Source organism: Aeromonas bestiarum, assembly GCF_000819745.1.
Lineage (GTDB): Bacteria > Pseudomonadota > Gammaproteobacteria > Enterobacterales > Aeromonadaceae > Aeromonas > Aeromonas bestiarum.
In genome coordinates this window covers 198,706-218,203 of the sequence record NZ_CDDA01000015.1, presented here as the reverse complement: position 1 = coordinate 218,203, position 19,498 = coordinate 198,706, and the positions used below count along the sequence as shown (strand labels likewise).

The 19,498-nt window shown below is 63.0% G+C and carries 17 protein-coding genes; 10 read left to right on the top strand and 7 right to left on the bottom strand.

Translation table 11 applies throughout. The annotated features are described in order from the left end of the window. On the top strand, positions 1–483 hold a 483-nt coding region (locus BN1118_RS22245; protein ID WP_043555849.1), incomplete at its 5' end, for a methyl-accepting chemotaxis protein. A 92-nt stretch (positions 484–575) separates the two neighbouring features. On the opposite strand, the gene aroG is transcribed toward BN1118_RS22245, so the two are convergent. The 5 genes from aroG to BN1118_RS08205 form a co-directional block, all read right to left on the bottom strand. After that, positions 576–1,631 carry a 3-deoxy-7-phosphoheptulonate synthase AroG gene (gene aroG / locus BN1118_RS08225; RefSeq protein ID WP_043555462.1) on the bottom strand — a complete coding sequence of 352 codons (1,056 nt, stop codon included), beginning with the start codon at positions 1,629–1,631 and terminating at the stop codon, positions 576–578. 203 nt (positions 1,632–1,834) lie between these two features. Further along, positions 1,835–3,118: a 3-phosphoshikimate 1-carboxyvinyltransferase gene (gene aroA / locus BN1118_RS08220; protein ID WP_043555461.1), complete on the bottom strand. Its 1,284-nt coding sequence runs from the start codon at positions 3,116–3,118 to the stop codon at positions 1,835–1,837. Between the two features lie 171 nt (positions 3,119–3,289). After that, on the bottom strand, positions 3,290–4,378 hold the full coding sequence (serC, locus tag BN1118_RS08215; RefSeq protein ID WP_043555460.1) for a 3-phosphoserine/phosphohydroxythreonine transaminase: 1,089 nt from the start codon (positions 4,376–4,378) through the stop codon (positions 3,290–3,292). A 224-nt stretch (positions 4,379–4,602) separates the two neighbouring features. After that, on the bottom strand, positions 4,603–5,532 hold the full coding sequence (locus tag BN1118_RS08210; RefSeq protein WP_043137068.1) for an electron transfer flavoprotein subunit alpha/FixB family protein: 930 nt from the start codon (positions 5,530–5,532) through the stop codon (positions 4,603–4,605). 94 nt (positions 5,533–5,626) lie between these two features. Then, positions 5,627–6,379 carry an electron transfer flavoprotein subunit beta/FixA family protein gene (locus BN1118_RS08205; protein WP_043555459.1) on the bottom strand — a complete coding sequence of 251 codons (753 nt, stop codon included), beginning with the start codon at positions 6,377–6,379 and terminating at the stop codon, positions 5,627–5,629. Between the two features lie 126 nt (positions 6,380–6,505). Here BN1118_RS08205 and BN1118_RS08200 point away from each other — a divergent pair, with 126 nt between their 5' ends. From BN1118_RS08200 to BN1118_RS08190, 3 genes are all read left to right on the top strand, one after another. Then, positions 6,506–8,155: an electron transfer flavoprotein-ubiquinone oxidoreductase gene (locus tag BN1118_RS08200; RefSeq protein WP_043555457.1), complete on the top strand. Its 1,650-nt coding sequence runs from the start codon at positions 6,506–6,508 to the stop codon at positions 8,153–8,155. Positions 8,156–8,749: 594 nt separating this feature from the next. Beyond that, positions 8,750–9,697: a magnesium/cobalt transporter CorA gene (corA, locus tag BN1118_RS08195; RefSeq protein WP_011705843.1), complete on the top strand. Its 948-nt coding sequence runs from the start codon at positions 8,750–8,752 to the stop codon at positions 9,695–9,697. Between the two features lie 153 nt (positions 9,698–9,850). Further along, positions 9,851–10,312 (top strand): DUF2919 domain-containing protein, encoded by a 462-nt coding sequence (locus BN1118_RS08190; protein ID WP_042871506.1) that lies wholly within the window; start codon positions 9,851–9,853, stop codon positions 10,310–10,312. A gap of 15 nt (positions 10,313–10,327) precedes the next feature. Here BN1118_RS08190 and BN1118_RS08185 read toward each other — a convergent pair whose 3' ends face one another. Continuing rightward, complete coding sequence (locus BN1118_RS08185; protein WP_043555455.1) at positions 10,328–11,080, bottom strand: hypothetical protein; 753 nt, start codon at positions 11,078–11,080, stop codon at positions 10,328–10,330. A gap of 256 nt (positions 11,081–11,336) precedes the next feature. On the opposite strand from BN1118_RS08185, the gene BN1118_RS08180 reads away from it, so the two are divergent. The 5 genes from BN1118_RS08180 to BN1118_RS08160 all read left to right on the top strand — a co-directional run bounded on the left by BN1118_RS08180 (position 11,337) and on the right by BN1118_RS08160 (position 17,574). Next, positions 11,337–12,572, top strand: coding sequence for a siderophore amonabactin export MFS transporter (locus BN1118_RS08180; RefSeq protein WP_043555453.1), 1,236 nt, complete (start codon positions 11,337–11,339; stop codon positions 12,570–12,572). A gap of 57 nt (positions 12,573–12,629) precedes the next feature. Beyond that, positions 12,630–14,603, top strand: coding sequence for a siderophore amonabactin TonB-dependent receptor (locus BN1118_RS08175; RefSeq protein WP_043555452.1), 1,974 nt, complete (start codon positions 12,630–12,632; stop codon positions 14,601–14,603). 70 nt (positions 14,604–14,673) lie between these two features. Then, entirely contained in the window at positions 14,674–15,690 is a 1,017-nt protein-coding gene (locus tag BN1118_RS08170) for an amonabactin ABC transporter permease subunit 2 (RefSeq protein WP_005315288.1), read from the top strand. 13 nt (positions 15,691–15,703) lie between these two features. After that, positions 15,704–16,771, top strand: coding sequence for an amonabactin ABC transporter permease subunit 1 (locus BN1118_RS08165; protein WP_043555451.1), 1,068 nt, complete (start codon positions 15,704–15,706; stop codon positions 16,769–16,771). Next, entirely contained in the window at positions 16,771–17,574 is an 804-nt protein-coding gene (locus tag BN1118_RS08160; RefSeq protein WP_043555449.1) for an amonabactin ABC transporter ATP-binding protein, read from the top strand. The genes BN1118_RS08165 and BN1118_RS08160 overlap by 1 nt, the downstream gene beginning before the upstream one ends. A gap of 81 nt (positions 17,575–17,655) precedes the next feature. On the opposite strand, the gene amoD is transcribed toward BN1118_RS08160, so the two are convergent. Beyond that, the gene (amoD, locus tag BN1118_RS08155; protein ID WP_043555448.1) at positions 17,656–18,381 is read right to left on the bottom strand and encodes an amonabactin biosynthesis phosphopantetheinyl transferase AmoD; all 726 of its coding nucleotides are present in this window, start codon (positions 18,379–18,381) and stop codon (positions 17,656–17,658) included. 158 nt (positions 18,382–18,539) lie between these two features. Between amoD and BN1118_RS08150 the strand changes: the two genes are divergently transcribed. Continuing rightward, the gene (locus tag BN1118_RS08150; protein ID WP_043555447.1) at positions 18,540–19,484 is read left to right on the top strand and encodes an amonabactin ABC transporter substrate-binding protein; all 945 of its coding nucleotides are present in this window, start codon (positions 18,540–18,542) and stop codon (positions 19,482–19,484) included. Positions 19,485–19,498: the final 14 nt, after the last annotated feature.

Genomic DNA, 19,498 nt, shown 5'->3' with positions numbered 1-19,498 from the left:
GCGGATCAGACCAACCTGCTGGCCCTCAACGCCGCCATAGAGGCGGCCCGTGCCGGCGAGCAGGGTCGCGGGTTTGCGGTGGTGGCCGACGAGGTACGTGCCCTATCCAACCGCAGCCGCGCCGCCAGCGAGGAGATCTCCCAGATGATCGCCGCCCTGCAAAAAGAGGCCCAGAGCGCCGTTGCGGTGATCGGGGATGCAAAATCCAAGGCGGACGAGAGCATCCACAAGACGGAGGCGACCCTGGCCGCCATGCAGAACATCATAGGTCGCATCGCCAGCATCAACGATCTCAACGCCCAGATGGCACAATCCGCCGAGGAGCAGGACAGGGTCTGCAGCGAGGTGGACAGCTCGGTGAGCGACATTCGCAACACCTCCAACGATACCCTGGGCCAGGCCCACGCCGCCAACCTCGCCAGCATCCAGCTGGTGGAGCAGTGCCAGAAGCTGGAGCAGTTGCTCAAGACCTACCGCTGGTAAGGCGCAACGCCCCCAACAAAAAAGCGCGACCCGAGGTCGCGCTTTTTATTGCCTTGCTGCTGCCGCAGGCAGTCAGCCGGGACAGATCAGGATCAGCCCGCGTTGCGAGTGGCCACCGCATCGGCCAGATTGCGCAGCAGCACTTCGGTATCGGCCCAACCGATGCAGGCATCCGTGATGCTCTGACCGACGGTGAGCTCGCAGCCGTCCACCAGATCCTGGCGCCCTTCCACCAGGTGGCTCTCCACCATGACGCCGAACACAGCCCGGCTGCCGGCGCGCAGCTGACCGGCCACGTCCTCGGCCACCAGCATCTGGTTCTTGAACTGCTTGCTGCTGTTGGCGTGACTGAAATCTATCATCACCTTCTGCGGCAGACCGGCCTTGTCCAGCCCCTTCACCACCTCGTCAACGTGCGCGCCGCTGTAGTTCGGCTCGCGGCCGCCACGCAGTATGATGTGACAGTCCGGGTTGCCCCGGGTGGCAACGATGGCGGAGTGGCCATACTTGGTGACCGACAGGAAGTGGTGCGGCGCGCTGGCGGCACCGATGGCATCGATGGCCACCTTGATGGTGCCGTCGGTGCCGTTCTTGAAGCCGACCGGGCAGGAGAGACCGGAGGCCAGCTCACGGTGCACCTGGGATTCGGTGGTACGGGCCCCGATGGCGCCCCAGCTCATCAGATCCGCCACGTATTGCGGGGTGATCATGTCGAGGAACTCGGAGGCGGTCGGCAGCCCCATGTCGTTGAGATCCAGCAGCAGCTTGCGACCGATGCGCAGGCCGTCGTTGATCTGGCAGGTATTGTCGAGGTGGGGGTCGTTGATCAGCCCCTTCCAGCCGACCGTGGTGCGCGGCTTCTCGAAGTAGACCCGCATCACGATTTCCAGCTGCCCCTTGAGCTCGTCACGCAAGGTCTTGAGGCGCTTGCCATATTCCAGTGCGGCGGCGGGGTCGTGGATGGAGCAGGGACCGATCACCACCAGCAGGCGCTGATCTTCACCGGCCAGGATCTGATGAATGGCCTGGCGGGATTCGAAGACGGTACTTGATGCAGTCTCGGTGGCCGGAAACTTCTCAAGCACCGCAACCGGGGGTAATAACTCTTTGATTTCACTGATACGAACGTCGTCGGTTTGATGCTTCATGACAAGGCTTCCTGCTAGATGACTGCGATAAAGAAACTTCAATCTAGCCCGCACGCGCAGCGGTGTAAATAGAAAATTACATCTTCAGGAAATGAATTTAGCAATGCTGTCTTGCAAGTTGTAATAATACTGCTAGCGGATGGTTGGCGGGCTGAAAAAACAAGGCCCGCACTGAGGCGGGCCTTGGAGCAATCGAAACTGGCTCAAACGGCCTGACTGACGCTGGCCAATTTGTCGAAGTAGTCCGGGAAGGTCTTGGAGGTACAACCCGGATCATTGATGGTGACGGCAGTATCCGACAGCGCCACCAGCGAGAAGCACATGGCGATGCGGTGATCGTTGTAGGTGTCGATGGCCGCATGCTTGAGCTGGGCCGGCGGCGTTACCGTGATGAAGTCGTGCCCCTCCTCCACCTCCACACCCAGCTTGCGCAGCTCGGTGGCCATGGCGTGCAGACGATCCGTCTCCTTCACCCGCCAGTTGTAGATGTTGCGAATGGAGGTGGGCCCCTCGGCAAACAGCGCCGCAACCGCTATGGTCATGGCCGCATCGGGAATATGGTTCATGTCCATGTCGATGCCGTGCAGCGGGGCCTGCTCGGCCTCGATGAAGTCATCACCCCAGGTGATGCGCGCACCCATCTTCTCCAGCACGTCGGCGAAGTGGATGTCGCCCTGGATGCTGTGCTTGCCGATGCCGGTCACCCGCACCTTGCCCTTGATGGCCCCGGCCGCGAGGAAATAGGAGGCGCTGGAGGCATCCCCTTCCACCAGGAAGTCGCCCGGGCTGACATAGCTCTGGTTGCCCTTGATGTAGAACAGCTTGTAGTTGTCGTGCTCTATCACCACCCCGAACTGCTTCATGATGTGCAGCGTGATGTCGATGTAGGGCTTGGAGACCAGCTCCCCCTTGATGTGGATGCGGGTGTCGCCGGCCGCCATGGGCGCCGCCATCAAAAACGCCGTCAGGAACTGGCTGGAGACGGAGCCGTCGACGTGCACATCACCGCCCCACAAGCCCTTGGCATCCACCACCAGCGGCGGGTAGCCGTCTTTTTTCAGATACTGGATATGGGCACCCGCTTCGCGCAGGGCATCCACCAGATGGCCGATGGGACGCTCTTCCATGCGTGGCTCGCCGCCCAGGGTATATTCGCCTGAGCCCAGACACAGCGCGGCGCACAGCGGGCGCATGGCGGTACCAGCGTTGCCGAGGAACAGATTGACCGGCTCCTTCACCGCGAAGCTGCGGCCCAGACCGTGCACTGTGCACTCTGTCTTGTCGGCGGAGAGCTTGTACTTGACCCCGAGCTGGGTCAGTGCCGCCAGCATGTGACGAATGTCATCGCTGTCGAGCAGGTTGGTGAGCCGGGTGGTGCCACGGGCCAAGGCTGCCAGCAGCAGCGCCCGGTTGGACACGCTCTTGGAGCCGGGCAGATTGACCTCACCGGCCACACGAGAAATAGGTTCCAAACGCAACGAATTCATAAACTTCCTGTACTGTCTCAAATAATTCACCTGACCGGACGTTAGCAGCCCGCGCCTTGCTCGGCAAGACCGCGCGTGGCACAAAAGCGGGCCAGACTCGCGGCCGATCAGGATCCACTGAAAAAACAGACGCCGGGGAGTCCCCGGCGTCGGCAATTGGGGAAAAACGCCTCAGCCGTGACGCTTGGCAAAGCCATCCATAAAGCTCACCAGGGCCTTGACCCCTTCCAGCGGCATGGCGTTGTAGAGGCTGGCACGCATGCCACCGACGATGCGGTGCCCCTTGAGCGCCAGCAGACCGGCGGCTTCCGACTCGGCCAGGAAGAGCGCGTCCAGCTCGGCATTTTTCAGCTGGAACGGGATATTCATGCGGGAGCGGCAGCTGGCATCCACCTTGTTGCCATAGAAGCTCGACTGGTCGAGGTAGCCGTAGAGGAAATCGGCCTTCTCCTTGTTGCGCGCCTCCATGGCGGCGAGCCCGCCCTGTTCTTTGAGCCACTCGAACACCAGACCGGCCAGATACCAGGCGTAGGTGGGCGGGGTGTTGAACATGGAGTCGTTCTTGGCGGTGAGCTGGTAGTCAAAAATCGAGGGCACGTCGGCGCGGGCCTGGTTCAACAGGTCATCGCGCACTATGGCGATGGCCAGGCCCGACGGGCCTATGTTCTTCTGGGCACCGGCGTAGATGATGCCGAAGCGGCTCACGTCGATGGGGCGGGAGAGGATGGTGGAGGACAAATCCGCCACCAGGGGCACATCGCCGGTGGCCGGGATGTCGAACATCTCTATGCCGTCTATGGTTTCGTTCGGGCAGTAATGCACAAAGGCCGCATCGGCACGAAACGCCGGGGTCGGCAGCAGGTGGGAGATCCCCTGCGCGTTCTTGGCGACCCCGGGGAAGGTCTGGATGTCACCGTACTTGTGGGCTTCATCCACGGCGCTCTGGGCCCAGACACCGGTCAGCAGATAATCGGCCTTCTTGTTGGCACCGCCGAGCAGGTTCATGGGCACGGCGGAAAACTGGCCACGACCACCACCGTGCATGAAGAGCACCTTGTAGTTGTCCGGCACCGCCAGCAGTTCGCGCAGATCGGCTTCCGCCTTGGCGGCGACCGCCATGTAGGGCTTGCCGCGGTGGGAGAGCTCCATGACCGAGGCTCCCAGCCCCTGGAAGTTACAAAATTCGCGCTGGGCGCGCTCCATGACTTCAACCGGCAACATGGCGGGGCCGGCGCAGAAGTTGTAAATCTGTTTGCTCATGACGCTTTCCGTGAGTGGATGAGAGTAATCGATGACTTGTCTGGTTTTACACAAGAGCCGCCCCAGGATCAAAGGCTTTTTGGGAGCTGGCTCAACCTTTTGTCGCCCGGCCCGGCTCAGGCCATGATGAAAAAAGCCCTGAACGGGTCAGGGCTTGCAGGGAACATGCATGGAAATGGGGGACAGGCCGCATCAATGACAGGCAAGGCCCCTTTTCAACAAATTCACAGCTTGGCGGTGAGCTCGGGCAGCAGGGTGAAGAGATCCCCCACCAGCCCGTAGTCGGCTACCTGAAAGATGGGGGCCTCACCATCCTTGTTGATGGCGACGATCACCTTCGACTCCTTCATGCCCGCCAGATGCTGAATGGCACCCGAGATGCCGACAGCTATGTAGAGCTCGGGGGCGACCACCTTGCCGGTCTGGCCCACCTGCAGATCGTTGGCCACATAACCCGCATCCACCGCCGCCCGCGACGCCCCGACCGCGCCGCCCAGCTTGTCGGCCAGCGCCTCGATCAGGGCAAACTGCGCCTTGGAGCCAAGCGCCCGTCCGCCGGAGACCACCACCCGCGCCGCCGCAAGCTCGGGTCTGGCGGATCGCACGGCACGCCGCTCGACCAGCCGGGTGCGGCAGGCCACATCGGCCACCGGCAGCCGCTCGACAGCCGCCTGCCCAGCCCCGAATTCGGCCTTGGCAAAGGCGGTCGGCCTGATGGTGAGCACCTTGATGGGGGCACTGCTCGCCATCCGGGCAACGGCATTGCCCGCGTAGATGGGCCGCAGGAAGGTATCACCGCTCTCTATGCCGGTCACCTCGGAGAGCATCTCGACCCCGAGCCTGGCCGCGACCCGCGGCAGCAGATCCTTGCCCTGGGTGCTGGCCGCCATCAGGCAGTGCTGATAGTCGCGTGCTATGTGGGCGAGCAGAGGATCGACGCCGTCATTGAGTCCTTCCGCCAGCATGGGATGCTCGGCTAGCAGCACCCTGTCCACCCCTTGCAGGCTGGCGGCCTGTTCGCCCGCCTCGGTCAGCCCCTGACCCAGCAGCAGGAGATGCACCTCGCCGCCAAGCTGGCCCGCCGCCGTGACCAGCTGGGCCACGTTGTCGGCAAGCCTGCCCTGATGATGTTCAGCAATAACCAGTACGCTCATGACAACACCCTATCGTTAGCAACGCGTTTCATCGTGCAAGCCCTCATCCCAGCCTGGGGCAGGCACCCAATATGTTTCACCATCACAGGTGCGCTCATGGCAGTACCTTGGCTTCGTGCCTGAGTTTGTCCAGCAGCTCGTCCACCGAGCCGACCCTGACGCCGGCGCGGCGCACGGCTGGCGCCATCACCCCAAGCAGCCGGGTATGGCCGGCGGGTTCTACGCCTAGGGTCGCGAAGGGGGCACTCTCAAGCGGCTTGCGCTTGGCTTTCATGATGTTGGGGAGCGAGGCAAAGCGGGGGTCGTTCAGGCGCAGATCCACAGTCACCACGGCAGGCAGCGGCATGCCGAGGGTCTCCAGGCCGCCGTCTATCTCGCGGGTCACCTGCAGCTCGCCGTCCACCAGCTTGATGGCGGAGGCGAAAGTGGCCAGCGGCCAGTCGGTGAGGGCTGCGAGCATCTGGCCCGCCTGGTTGTTGTCAGAATCGATGGACTGCTTGCCGAGCAGCACCAGATCGGGCTGCTCCAGCTCGCACACCTGTTGCAGGGCGCGCGCGACGGTAAGCGGAGTGAGCGTCTCATCGGTCACATAATGGCGGGCCCGATCCGCCCCCAGCGCCAGGGCATGGCGCAACTGCTCGACCGCCGCCTCAGGCCCGAAGGTCACCACCACCAGCTCGGTCGCGATGCCGGCTTCACGCAGCCTCACCCCCTCCTCCACCGCAATTTCACAAAACGGGTTGATCCCCATCTTCACATTGGCGAGCTCCACGTCGGAGCCATCGCTCTTGACCCGGATCTTGACGTTGTAATCCAGTACCCGCTTGATCGCGACCAGCAGCTTCATGACGCGCATCCCTCGCTTCGGTTGAGTGAATCCATTGACGAGCCCTCGCATTTTTTTGCTTACAATTGCTTTACGTTTACGTAAACTACCAGCACTACCCTAGGCCAAGTCAAGCGCAGAGGCAAGATGGAACGCGAAGCAATGGAATTTGATGTCGTCATCGTCGGTGGCGGCCCGGCAGGGCTCAGTGCCGCCATCGCCCTGAAGCAGCACAATGCCGATCTCTCGGTCTGTCTGCTGGAGAAGGGAGCGGAAATTGGCGCCCATCTGCTCTCCGGCGCCCTGTTCGACCCCATAGCCCTCAAGGAGCTGTTGCCGGACCGCTGGCAGCAGGCGCCCCTTGGCATTCCCGTCAACGATGATCGGGTTCATTTGTTGCAAAACGATAGCCGCGCCCTGCAACTGCCCCACTGGGCCGTGCCGCCGCGCATGCACAACGATGGCAGTCATATCCTCAGCCTGGGCAACCTCTGCCGCTGGCTCGGTCAGCAGGCCGAGCAGCTGGGAGTCGAAATATACCCGGGTTTTACCGCAAGCGAGCTCATCATGGAAGCGGGGCGGGTGCGGGGTGTGATCACCGGCGATCTCGGGCTGGACAGAGCCGGCAATCCCAAGGCGGATCACGTGCCCGGCATGGTACTCTATGGCCGCTACACCCTGTTTGCCGAAGGGGCTCGCGGCCATCTGGGCAAGCAGCTGATCGCCGAGTTCAATCTGGAAAACAGCGCCCAGCCGCAACATTATGCCATCGGCTTCAAGGAGCTGTGGCAGGTGCCCGCGGATCAGGCCAAGCCGGGCCGGGTGCTCCATGGCAGCGGCTGGCCGCTGGTCGAGCGCCGAGCCAGCAAGAGCCAGGGCGGCTTCTACCTCTATCATATGGAGGGCAATCAGGTGGCGGTCGGGCTCATCGTCGATCTCAACTACAGCAACCCCTGGCTCAGCCCGTTCGACGAGTTCCAGCGCCTCAAGCACCATCCCCTCATCGCGCAGACCCTACAGGGAGGCGAGCGCATCAGCTACGGCGCCCGCGCCATCACCAAGGGCGGCTGGCACTCGCTGCCGCGCATGCACTTTCCCGGTGGTCTGCTGATTGGCTGCGATGCCGGCACACTCGACTTCTCCCGCATCAAGGGCATTCACACCGCCATGAAGTCGGGCATGCTGGCGGCGAAAACCGTCGCCATGACGCTGCGCGGTGGCGATGAGGGTGGCCGGGATCTGGCCGAGTACAGCGATGCGTTGCAACAGAGCTGGCTGGGGCAGGAGCTGAAGACAGCCCGCAACTTCGGCGCTGCCCTGCATCGCTGGGGTCCCTTGCTTGGTGGCGCCTTCAACTGGCTGGAGCAGCGGGGTTCCTCCTTACCCCTGATGGGCTCTTTTACCCTGCTGGACCGGGAACCGGACTACCGTCAGCTGCGCATGGCCAGCCGCTGCGATCCCATCGATTATCCCAAGCCGGACGGCAGGCTCAGCTTTGACAAGCTCTCCTCTGTTTATCTCGCCAACACCAGTCACGATGAGGATCAGCCTTGCCACCTCAAATTGCAGGACGCGAGTATCCCGGTGGCGGTCAACCTGCCCACCTGGGCAGAGCCCGCCCAGCGCTACTGTCCGGCCGGGGTGTTCGAGATAGTGGAAAGCGAGAACCAGCCGCGCTTGCAGATCAACGCGGCCAACTGCATTCACTGCAAGACCTGCGACATCAAGGATCCCAGCCAGAACATCATCTGGACGCCGCCGCAGGGAGGTTCAGGCCCCAACTATCCCAATATGTGATGGAAGGTCTGCAGCGCTACGGCGACACCAAGGATGCGCAGCCCCAGAACATCGTCTGGACGCCACCGCAGGGAGGTTCGGGCCCCAACTATCCCAATATGTGATGGGACTGGCCATGCAGATCAGCGGCGACACCAAGGATGCGCAGCCCCAGAACATCGTCTGGACGCAACCACAGGGTGGCTCGGGTCCCAACTATCCCAATATGTGATAGGAGGACCGCTGCGTTACGGAAACAGCAAAGATGAGCAGTCCCAGCACATCGTCTGAACGCCACCGCGAGGGCTCAGGATCCCGCAATCCCGGCAGGTAAACCCGAGTCATCTTTCGCACAGAGGTGAACAAGGAGGTCGAACAAGCATTGCCACTTTAACGGCCGGATCCGCTGATCCGACCTCGCTGTTTTTTTGAGCGAACAGGCTGAACCCCGGATGAATAGGCCCTGACAAGCGCGCCCCGCCCCTGTATAGTTCGCCGCATTCAGGTTTTCCATCGGCCCGTTTTGCTTGTCCACGGGATCGCTTTCTATGCGATCTAGGCCGCATGACCTGTGCAACCATCCCTGATTACCCATGACTTCTTAAGGGGGGACAGATGATCACCGCCTACATTCTCAATAACAAGGTACTGGACATAGTCACGCTCGGGCCTGACGACATAGTGCCTGACAACACCGTCTGGCTGGATGCCTACAAGCCGGACACGGCGGAGCGAGAATGGTTGACGGGCCTGTTTCTGGAAGAGGTTCCCGACAAGGAAGAGCTGGATGACATCGAAGCATCCGCCCGTTTCTACTGGGATACCGATGGTCTGCACATTCACTCCCTGTTCCCCCAGCGGATCGGCCGTGACACCAAGGGTGTCCACGTCTCCTTTACCTTGCGCAACAACCTGCTGATCAGCATCCGCGAAGATGACATCGGTCTGGTGCGCCTGCTGCGCCACTACATGCGCCAGGACAGGCTGGAGGTGGAGGATGCCCTCGATATCCTGCTGGAGGTGCAAAACCTCAAGGTGGAGTACCTCTCGGATCTCATCGAAGACGGCTACAAGACGTTGGAGAACACCGCCGATCAGATCTTCGAGCCGGATCAGATCAATCCCATGCTCAAGGAGTTGATGGCACAGGAAGAGGCCAACGGCCAGATCCGCCTCTCCCTGCACGATACCCGCCGCGCTCTGCGGTTCCTCAAGCGCAGCCTGCGCCAGCGCATGAGCAACGAGCAGAACAAATGGATCGACGAGATGCTGCACGACGTGGAATCTCTGTTGCCCCACACCCAGTTCCTGTTCGACAAGATCAACTTCCAGCTGGAGGCCTCCATGGGGGTGACCAATCTGGAGCAGAACAAGGTGATCAAAATCTTCTCGGTGGCAGCTGTCATCTTCCTGCCGCCGACGCTTATCGCCAGCATCTACGGCATGAACTTTGGGCGCATGCCGGAGCTCGCCTGGGAGTATGGCTATCCGCTCTCGCTGGTGTTGATGGTGATGTCATCGCTCGGCACAGGCCTCTTCTTCAAGCGCAAAGGCTGGCTGTAAACGCCGCCAGAAAGTGCGATAGCAAAGAGACGATGGATTGGGGGGCACTGACCCCCCGATTAATTCGTGTCACCCGGCACGCCTTGCAAAGGGCACCAGCCTGCCCCATATCCTCTTCATCATTTGCACAACCCAAGCGGATAACGGGCGACCATGACCCTCTACCCCGAACACAGATATGACGATCACGGCCAGTTGCGCCCTCCCCTCTGGTTTTGGCCCATCGCCCTCTTGCTGACCCGCTCGGTCTGGCTGTTTCTGATGGCCGGGGTCACCCGCGAGAGCGGCAGCGAGATCCTGACCCTCTTCTATCCGGACAAGATCAGCCTCTACATCAGCCTGCTGACCGACGTGCCCGCCATGCTGGCGCTGCTCGCCTTTGGCGGCACCTATCAGCAGACCAACAGCGTGCGCGCCTGGCTCAGACGCCACAGCCGCGGCCTCTTGCTCTGCTCCACCGTCAGCGGCCTGCTGATGCAGCTGCATAGCCTCAACCTGCAGAAATGGTCGTTCAGCTGGCCCACCGCCCTGGTGCTGATCGGCAGCCTCTGGGCGCTCTGGTATCTGCTGCGCAGCCGCCAGATCCGCGAATACGCCGCCGATCAACCTCACTGAGAAAATAGGGGTCACTCATTGACGCGTGACCCGGATCTGCAGGGTCTGGCGATCGCTCTGAGAACCGCGGCCTCCCTGCAACTGGGTACCCAGGCTGCTGCCTTGCTGGGCCGAACTGGTGGAGAGCTCCCCCACCGTCAGCCACTGCCCCGGGGCACCGCTCACCTCGGTGGCGTTCTGCCCCGTGCTGATGGTGCCCTGCTCCAGCCTGGCCTGTTCGCTGCTGAGCGCTATCTGTACCCTGTCCCCTATCAGGGTAGCGGTGGCGTAGAGACCGTTGATGAGCGGCATCAAGCCCACCACCTGGCCACCGCGCCACTGATAGAAGGTGACCGGCTGGTAGGAGCCCATCTGCAGCAACACGGGCCGCCCCGACAGGCCGCGTACCTGCCAGCTGTCGTTCTGGCTGCGCTGGTATTGCCGGGCATTGCCCTCCAGCAGCCATTGCCGTTTGGCCGCATCACCACCGATACCCGCCTCTATCTGCTGACCGCTTGAGGCGCCATCCACCCGCCATTCGACGAGCAGGCTCTGGGGCGGCTGGTTGAGTTTGGCCAGGGTCGCTTCGGCCTCCTGCAACTGGGCCGCACTGCCGCTCAGCACCAGCTGATTGCCCATGGCACTCACCCCGAGATCCGGGTAGATCTCCTTGAGGGTCTGCACCGCCGCCTGGGCCTCGAATACCGGGATCACCTTGACCTCGGCCCGCAGCGGCAGGCACCAGAGCCCGCACAACAACAAGATCCCGCTCCAACGCCACCTTTTCATCTCTCTCTCCTGTCCGGGAGCCCGGCTCACCGTCTCTGCCAGTCTGGCTATCACCATCATGATCCATCTGCCTCGCATTTCAATGACTTTGCACCCCAGGGGCAAGGGCGGCATGGGCCGAAGCGCCTCCCTTGACGGCCTGCGAGCCGAAAGGGCGGAGATAGATCAAATAATACAAATAAAAATGATTACCATTTGTTGTCACGAAAAAATCGCTCGGATACAATTCGGACTCATTTTTTCGAGCCAGCCGCTGATGAAGCCTGTTACCGCCACCACCACCCCTGCCATCATCCATCTGGCGATGCTGATCAACATGCTCTCCATGGGCAGCATGATGATGGTGATGCCGCTCGGGCCGGATCTGGTCATCAGCCTCGGCATGCAACCGGAACAGACAGGTTATTTCAGCGGCGGCGCCACCCTGGGCGCGGCTCTGATGGGGCTTATCGCCGCGCCCTGGCTCGATCGCGTCAACCGCAAACCCGCCCTGCTGGTGCTGCTGACCCTGCGTTTCCTGCTGCTGATGGCCTGCGCCCTGGTGCAGAACAGCCAGCAACTGCTGATGCTGTTCATTCTGTCGGGCTGCATGGCCGGGCCCCTCTCCGCCATCCTGATGGCCGCCGTGCTGGACCTGGTGCCCCCGGCCGAACGGGGCCGCCGCCTAGCCTACGTGGGCATGGCGTTCTCGCTGGCTGCCATTTTGGTGGTGCCCATCGCCCTGGTGCTGGCCCAGTGGCTCGGCTGGCAGAGCCCCTTCCTGCTGTTTGGCGCTGGCGGCCTGCTGCTGGCCCTGCTCTGCGCCCGGCTGCTGCCCTCCCTGCCGGTCAGCCGTGCCCCTCACGGCAGCGGCTTGCGCCAACTGCTGGGCTCGCCGCTCTGCCAGGGCGCCCTGCTCATTCTCTGTTTGCAGATGTTCGGTCATTTCCTGCTGATCCCGCATTTTGCTAACTACTTCCAGTTCAACCTCGCCTTCCCCCGCGAGCAGATCGCCGCCCTCTACCTGTGTGGCGGCCTCGCCAGCATGGCGACCATGCGGCTGTGCGGTGGCTGGATCGATCAGGGCCGGGCGCTGGCCGCCATCCTGATCACCAGCCTGTTGCTGGCACTGATCACCCTGCTCGGCTTCGCCGCCCCCGTCGGCGTGCCCGTCTACCTGCTGTTTACCCTCTTCATGGCGCTGAGCTCGGCCCGATCCAGCACCACGCTCGCCATCACGGCGGCCATTCCGGCCCCCCATCAGCGCGCCGCCTTCATGTCCTTCCAGGGCACAGTCACCAATGTGGCGGCCGGGCTCGGCAGCCTGCTCTCGGCCAGGTATCTCTTCTCGGATGACACTGGCGCCCTGCACGGCTTTGCGGGGCTCGCCTGGATCAATATCGGCTGCGGCCTGCTGGCCTGCGGCGGTGTCTGGCTCCTGCTCAAGGGGCTGGCGCAGACAAGGAATAACAATAACCCCGAGTCTGGCGCCGCCAGACAAGGAAGTCAGTGAGCTACCGGCCCCAGAGCCGGACCCCATAACCTCTGTTTTATTCATGGAGTTTTGACTATGCAGTTGCAGCCTGGCGTATTTCGCTTGAACCCGATTTTGCTCTCCCTCGGCCTGTTTGCCCTGCCGGGCCTGGCCCAGGCCGAATCGGTCAAGGCCAACGAGACCATGGTGGTCACCGCCACCCAGACCCAGCACACCGAGCTGTCCGCCCCGGCCAGCGTCTCTGTGGTGACCCGCGCCGATCTGGACAAGATGAACGCCAACAACATAGGCGATGCCCTCAAGCATGTGCCTGGCGTCAACATCATAGGCACCAACCCCACGGGTCGCAGCGAGATCAAGATCCGCGGCATGGGCGGCGACTACACACTGCTGCTGATCAACGGCAAGCGCGTCAACGCCCGCGAGACCCTGGGCAGCTCCTTTGGCAATGACTTCGACTTGAGCTCCATCCCCATGGCGGCCATAGAGCGCATCGAGGTGATCCGTGGCCCCGTCTCCTCCCTGTACGGTGCCGATGCCCTCGGCGGCGTGGTCAACGTGATCCTGCGCCAGGCCAAGGAGAAGACGGAAGCGGCCTTCGGCTACACCCACACCATGCCCACCAAGGGCGACGGTGGCGATGCCAACCAGGGCAGCGCCTTTGTGTCCGGTGCCCTGATCGACAACAAGCTGCTGGGCAGCGTGGTGGTGGAAGGCTATCAGCGCGACCGCTGGCACAGCGATCAGTCCAACAACCCGGATGCCGATGCGCTGGAAAAACGGGAAGTGGTCAACATGCTCTCCAGCCTGAAGTGGCTGGTCAGCGACAACCAGGATATCGATTTCGATCTGGGCTACAACCAGAACGACATGGACAGCTACTTCAACAACGTGCCCCGTGCCCCGACCGCACCGGCCACCCCGCACAACGTGCAAAAGCTCGATCGCCTGAGCCTGGGAATCACCCACAACGGCCGTTGGGAGCACTTCGACAGCCGCGCCCGCTACTACTTCGAGCAGACGGATCTGATGGATGACTCCCAGCTCAATGGCGGCGCCGCCGATGTCACCCAGACCAACCACACGGTCGATGGCCAGCTGAGCGGCTATCTGGGGGATCACCTGCTGACCTCGGGCGCCGAACTGCGCAAGACCGAGCTGGAGCACAGCCGCAGCATCACCAACGGCAGCGTGGATGCGAGCCAGAGCGCCCTCTATCTGCAGGACGAATTCAGCCTGGGGGATCTGGCGCTGACCCTCTCCGGCCGCCTCGACCACCACGAAACCTATGGCAACGAGTTCAGCCCGCGTGCCTATGCCCTCTACAAGCTGAGCGACGAGTGGGTGATCAAGGGGGGCGCCGGCAAGGCGTTCAAGGCACCGACCCTGGCCCAGTCCAGCGAAGGCTTCGCCACCACCGCCTGCCGTGGCGCCTGCAAGGTGGTCGGCAACCCGAACCTGAAACCGGAAACCGCCGTCAGCTATGAGCTGGGCACCGCCTACGAGAGCGCTCGCTTCGGCGCCGGTGTGACCGGCTTCCACAACGACATCGAGGATCTGATCCAGAGCGATCAGTGGGGCCCGGGCTACCGTCCGACCGTCATGACCTACCTCAACGTCAAGAAGGCGCGGGTGAAAGGGCTGGAGCTGAACGGCTGGGTCGACGTGCGAGACGACCTCAAGCTGACCGGCAACTGGAGTCTGCTGGATTCCGAAGACAAGAGCACGGGCGAGGATCTGGCCAAGACCCCGGATCACACCGGCAACCTCAGCCTGGATTGGCAAGCCACCGAGATCGTCAGCACCAACCTGGCCTGGCAATACGTGGGCAGCCAGTTCATCAAGGTGCCGATGCACAACTCCCAGGCGCTCAAGTCCAAGCACTATCAGACCCTGGACCTCAACACCAACTGGAAAGTCACCCCGGCGCTCGACTTCAAACTCGGCATCACCAACCTGACCAACACCCAGCGTGACCAGGTCGCCACCGACGCCGACTTCATTCTGGAAGGTCGCACCGTCTATGCCGGGGTGAATTACAAGCTGTAATCCCCTGTTCGGGAGCCCAAGCGGGCTCCCTTTTTCCGTTTTTATCGCCTCGACAATAAGGAGTATCCGGGTGCTCAGACACCAAACACAGCTGTTCTGGCTGGGAGTTGTTCTCCTGTTCATGCTGATCTGTCTGTCACTGGCCACGGGTGCCGGTGTCTATGGTGGCCGCGAGGTCGCCGGATTTCTGCTGGGCGATCCCGCCCTCATGGCCGACGAAAAACTCGCCATGATCATTCATACCCTGCGTCTGCCCCGCACCCTGTGTGCCCTGGTGGTGGGCGTCTGTCTCGCGCTGGCGGCCTCCATGCTGCAAAGCGCTACCCGCAATCCGCTGGCCGAGCCCGGCCTGCTCGGCGTCAACGCTGGCGCCGTCTTCGCCCTGGTGATAGGGCTGACCTATTTCGGCGTTGAATCGGCCTACGGTTATCTGCTCTGGTCCGGCATGGGAGCCCTGCTTGGCAACCTCATAGTGCTGGGCCTGGGCCTGATGGTGGGTCGCTCCAATCCGCTCAAGCTCATCCTGGTGGGGGTCGCCCTCTCCGCCACCTTCGGCGGCCTCTCCAACTTCCTGCTGCTCTCCAACAAGGTGGTGCTGGAACAGTTCCGCTTCTGGAACCTGGGGTCGCTGGCGGCCTCGGATCTCGACGCCGTGCTCACCGTGGTGCCCTTCGCCCTGGCCGGTCTGCTGCTGACCCTGGCCCTGTGCCGCCAGCTCACCCTGATGCAGATGGGGGACAACCAGGCCCAGGCGCTCGGCATACGGCCGACTCGGGTACGGATCGGCGTGCTGCTGGCCGCCACCCTGTTCACCGCCTGCGCCATCGCCATCGCCGGCCCCATCGGCTTCGTCGGCTTCCTGGCCGCCTACTGCGCCCGTCTGGTCGAACCGGTGCGTCTCGCCATCCAGGTGCGTTTCTCCGCCCTGTTTGGCGTGCTGTTCCTGCTCGGGGCCGACATACTGGCCCGCTGGCTGATCCAGCCGTTCGAGCTGCCCAACGGGGTGATCCTGGCGCTGATCGGTGCCCCCGTGCTCATCATGGTGGTGCGCAGCGGCGGCTTCCGCTCCCTGCTGGCCGTCAAATAAGGTCGCCTGCCTCATGAACAATCCAATGAATACACCGCTGAACGCTTCCCTCCCCTCCGGCACCCTCTGCCTGCGACTGGGTGAGCGCACCCTGCTGCTGCATCGCCGAGCCTGGCTCATCACGCTGGGGCTCCTGGTGGCCCTGGTGCTGCTCTCCCTGCTGGCACTGACCCTGGGTTCAAGCAAGCTCACCATGCTGGGGGTAGTGCAGACCCTGCTTGGCGAGGGGAGCCGGCTCGATGAAGTGACTGTCTTCAAGATCCGGCTGCCGCGCATCGTCGCCGTGCTGGTGGCAGGCGCCGCCATGGGCCTCTCCGGCTGCCTGGTGCAGACCCTCATTCGCAACCGCCTCGCCACCCCGGACATGATAGGGGTCAACGAGGGGGCGTCGCTCGCCATCATCGCCTTCTCCCTCTATCTCACCCTGGGCAGCTGGCCCTGGTGGGCCGCGCCCCTCGGCGCCCTGTTTGCCGCCGCCGTGCTCTACGCCCTGTGCAACAAGCCGGGGGAGCAGGGCTATCTGTTCGTGGTGATCGGCATCGGCGTCTCCGAGCTGATGAACGCCATCGGCCAGTTCGTGATGTCCACCCAGTCGCTGGTGCACCTCACCAGCCTCTACCTGTGGAACATGGGCAACTTCGTCGGCCAGGGCTACGGCACAGTGGTGCCTGTGGGGATCCTGATCCTGCTGGTCTGTCCCTGGATCATTTATCTCTCCCGCGCCCTGGGCGTGCTGCGTCTGGGCCCCATCACGGCCCAGAGCCTGGGGGTGAACGTCAACCGGGTGCAGCTCGGCGTGCTGGCCCAGGCCATCATCGTGGCAGCCCTTGGCACCGCCATCGGCGGCCCAGTGGTGTTCATCGCCATGGCGGCCCCCATACTCGCCTCCTGGATGAGCCGGGATCGCATAGTGCCGCTGTGGATTGCCGCCCTGTGCGGCGCCCTGCTGCTGCTGGCGAGCGACACTCTGGTGCGGGTGCTGGCCAGCCCCCATGAGGTCGCCACCGGCATCATGACCCGTATTCTTGGCGGCATACTGCTGCTGTTTATTCTGATCAAAGACAGACAGAGAACCGACTGATGACCCTCACCCTAAATCGCCTCCACTTCGGCTATCAGCAAAAGCCCGTCTTCAACGACATCTCCTTCACCATTCCCAAGGGCAAGCTGGTCGGCATAGTCGGCCCCAATGGCGGTGGCAAATCCACCCTGCTCAAGCTGCTGGCGGGCCAGGAGCAGCCCCAATCCGGTGAGATACTGCTCAAGGGCAAACCGCTGGAGAGTTACGGCATGAAGACGCTGGCCCGGGAGCTCGCCTACCTGCCCCAGCGCCCCCTGGTGCCCGTCGGCATTCAGGTCGAACAGCTGGTGCAGTACGGCCGCCATCCCCATCAGGGCTGGTTCAATCAGTGGAGTGAAGAGGATGCCCGCATGGTGCGCTGGGCCTGCGAGCGGATGCAGCTTGGCGACATCTTGGCGCAGAGCGCCAGCTCCCTCTCCGGCGGCCAGGCCCAGCGGGTGTGGCTGGCCATGGTGCTGGCCCAGGACGCGGACATCATCTTGCTGGATGAACCCACCAGCGCGCTGGACATAGGCCACCAGACGGAGGTGATGGAGGCCATCCACCAGATCACCGCCGAAGGCAAGACGGTGCTCATCGTCATCCACGATCTCGCCACCGCCGCCCGCTACTGCGACGAGCTGATCGCCATCGGCGAGGGCAAGATCCAGGCCATGGGCCCGGCTCGCGAGGTGGTGACCAAGCCCCTCATCGACCGCCTCTATCAGACGGACGTGGACATACTGCACGCCCCCGGCGATGGCGCCCCCATCATAGTGCCGCGCCGCCGCCCGCACGCCTTTGCCATGAAGCAGCGGGCCTGAACACAGGATAAAAAAACCGCCTTGATGGCGGTTTTTTTTATCCCATGACACCGGACAGCGGGTTGAGCGGCAGAGGTTTTCTCAGAGTAAAAGCGTGGTCAGCACGCCCCCCGGCAAGCCTTGCCAGTGCAGGGTACAGTGCCAGCCGACGGGCAGCTCCGGGGTCAGCGCGCTTTTTAGTTCTAGGGTGAGGGTCTGCTCCGTCATGGCCAGCCAGCGAGCATCGAGAAAGTCAAAATAGCGCCCCACCCTGGGGTAGAGCGCCTTGAACAGGCTCTCCTTGGCGGAGAACACCAGGGTCAACCCCTGGGCCGGACCGAGCGGACAGCGCTGCAACCGCCCCCACTCTTCATCATTCACAATGCCGGGCCAGAGATTGCACGCCTGCTCATCCTCCAGCCAGGCTTCCAGATCCAGCCCCATCCCTGCCTGGCCCGGACGCACCGCACACAAGGCCATGCCGCGCCCCTGCAACAGGCTGTGGCTGATGCTGCCCTCAAACCCCGCAGGCCAGCGCGGCTCGCGGGCCGATCCTATGGCCACCACATGATCACCCAGCCCAAAGCGGCGCAGAGCCTCACGGGCCGCCAACCGACCGGCCAGAAACTCTCCCAGCCGCTTGGGGGCCGCGCGCTGCAAGCTGGCGGGCAGCAGGATCCGGGTTTGCTCATAGCAGACCGGGGTGAAGGCGGCGGGATCGAAGCAGACCCGCTGCAGCGCAAGTTCCGCAAAACCGGGCAGCGGCAGGCAGTCGGTCTGCAGGATAAAGCTGCCTCGGGATCCGGCAGCCAGGGGAGCGATTGGCATCGAAAAAGCCCTTGGTTCGAGAGCGGCCATGGTAGCAAATCACCCCCTACCGACACCACAAACGCAAATGACAATTTTTATCATTTGAATTTGTGATAGCATAAGGCCGCCCGTTTGGGGCCCGGTTTTTCGCTGATTTCACCAAGAAGGATGTAACGATGAAGATCTCCTCCCCCCTGGCCGCCGCGCTCATGCTGGCCAGCCTGGTCGGTTTTCAGGCCCAGGCCGGCACCGAGACCCGTCAGGTGACCGATGCCGATGGCAAGACCCAGGTCGTGCCCGCCCAGCCCAAGCGAGTGGTGGTGCTGAGCGAAATCGATCTGGATACGGCCCTGACCCTGGGACTGCAGCCGGTCGGCACCGTCAATGGGCGCGGCCAGGGCACATTGCCCCGTTACCTGCTGACCAAGGCGGGCAAGGATATCGCCGTGGTCGGCGATCTGGACAACCCCAATCTGGAGCGGCTGATCGATCTGGAGCCGGATCTCATCCTGACCGGCCAGACCAAGCCCGAGCTGCTGACCCTGCTGCAAGAGATAGCCCCCACAGTGGTCACCGGCAACTGGGGCGATTCCTGGAAGGAGATCTTCAATCGCAGCGCCCACGTGCTGAACCGGGATGCCGAGGGCAAGGCCTTCCTCGCCCAGTATGACGCCCGCCTGCAGGAGGCCCGCAGCAAGCTTGCCAAGCATCAGGGCGAGCGCCTGAGCATAGTGCGCTGGAACCCGAAGGGCCCGAGCTACATGCACGGCGGCACCTTCGCCAGCAGCGTGGTGGAAGAGATGGGGCTGGCCCGTCCGACCCACCAGATCGGCGACAAGACCCCCCACTCCCCGGCCCTGAGCCTCGAATCCCTCAACCTGCTGGACGGTGACTGGCTGGTGATAGGCACACTGAGCGCCAGCGGCGATGCGGTGGATGCCATGAAGCAGGCCGAGCAGACCCCGGCCTTCCAGCAACTGAACGCCATCAAGGGCAAGCGCTTTGGCGCCGTGGACGGCTCGCTCTGGACCTCCACCGGCGGCCCCCAGGCGGCCCTCAAGGTGATCGACGACGTCGAGCAGCTGATGAGCAAGCCGGATGCCGCCCCCATCACCCAATAAGCCCGCGCTCATAT

Excerpts from the sequence above, each read along its gene's own strand:
- BN1118_RS08190 (WP_042871506.1), top strand. The coding sequence starts at position 9,851 with ATGACCCTCTACCCCGAACACAGATATGACGATCACGGCCAGTTGCGC.
- corA (WP_011705843.1), top strand. The coding sequence starts at position 8,750 with ATGATCACCGCCTACATTCTCAATAACAAGGTACTGGACATAGTCACG.
- BN1118_RS08160 (WP_043555449.1), top strand. The coding sequence starts at position 16,771 with ATGACCCTCACCCTAAATCGCCTCCACTTCGGCTATCAGCAAAAGCCC.
- BN1118_RS08185 (WP_043555455.1), bottom strand. The coding sequence starts at position 11,080 with ATGAAAAGGTGGCGTTGGAGCGGGATCTTGTTGTTGTGCGGGCTCTGG.
- amoD (WP_043555448.1), bottom strand. The coding sequence starts at position 18,381 with ATGCCAATCGCTCCCCTGGCTGCCGGATCCCGAGGCAGCTTTATCCTG.
- aroG (WP_043555462.1), bottom strand. The coding sequence starts at position 1,631 with ATGAAGCATCAAACCGACGACGTTCGTATCAGTGAAATCAAAGAGTTA.
- BN1118_RS08165 (WP_043555451.1), top strand. The coding sequence starts at position 15,704 with ATGAACAATCCAATGAATACACCGCTGAACGCTTCCCTCCCCTCCGGC.
- BN1118_RS08205 (WP_043555459.1), bottom strand. The coding sequence starts at position 6,379 with ATGAAGCTGCTGGTCGCGATCAAGCGGGTACTGGATTACAACGTCAAG.
- BN1118_RS08180 (WP_043555453.1), top strand. The coding sequence starts at position 11,337 with ATGAAGCCTGTTACCGCCACCACCACCCCTGCCATCATCCATCTGGCG.
- BN1118_RS08210 (WP_043137068.1), bottom strand. The coding sequence starts at position 5,532 with ATGAGCGTACTGGTTATTGCTGAACATCATCAGGGCAGGCTTGCCGAC.
- BN1118_RS08175 (WP_043555452.1), top strand. The coding sequence starts at position 12,630 with ATGCAGTTGCAGCCTGGCGTATTTCGCTTGAACCCGATTTTGCTCTCC.
- BN1118_RS08200 (WP_043555457.1), top strand. The coding sequence starts at position 6,506 with ATGGAACGCGAAGCAATGGAATTTGATGTCGTCATCGTCGGTGGCGGC.
- serC (WP_043555460.1), bottom strand. The coding sequence starts at position 4,378 with ATGAGCAAACAGATTTACAACTTCTGCGCCGGCCCCGCCATGTTGCCG.
- BN1118_RS08150 (WP_043555447.1), top strand. The coding sequence starts at position 18,540 with ATGAAGATCTCCTCCCCCCTGGCCGCCGCGCTCATGCTGGCCAGCCTG.
- aroA (WP_043555461.1), bottom strand. The coding sequence starts at position 3,118 with ATGAATTCGTTGCGTTTGGAACCTATTTCTCGTGTGGCCGGTGAGGTC.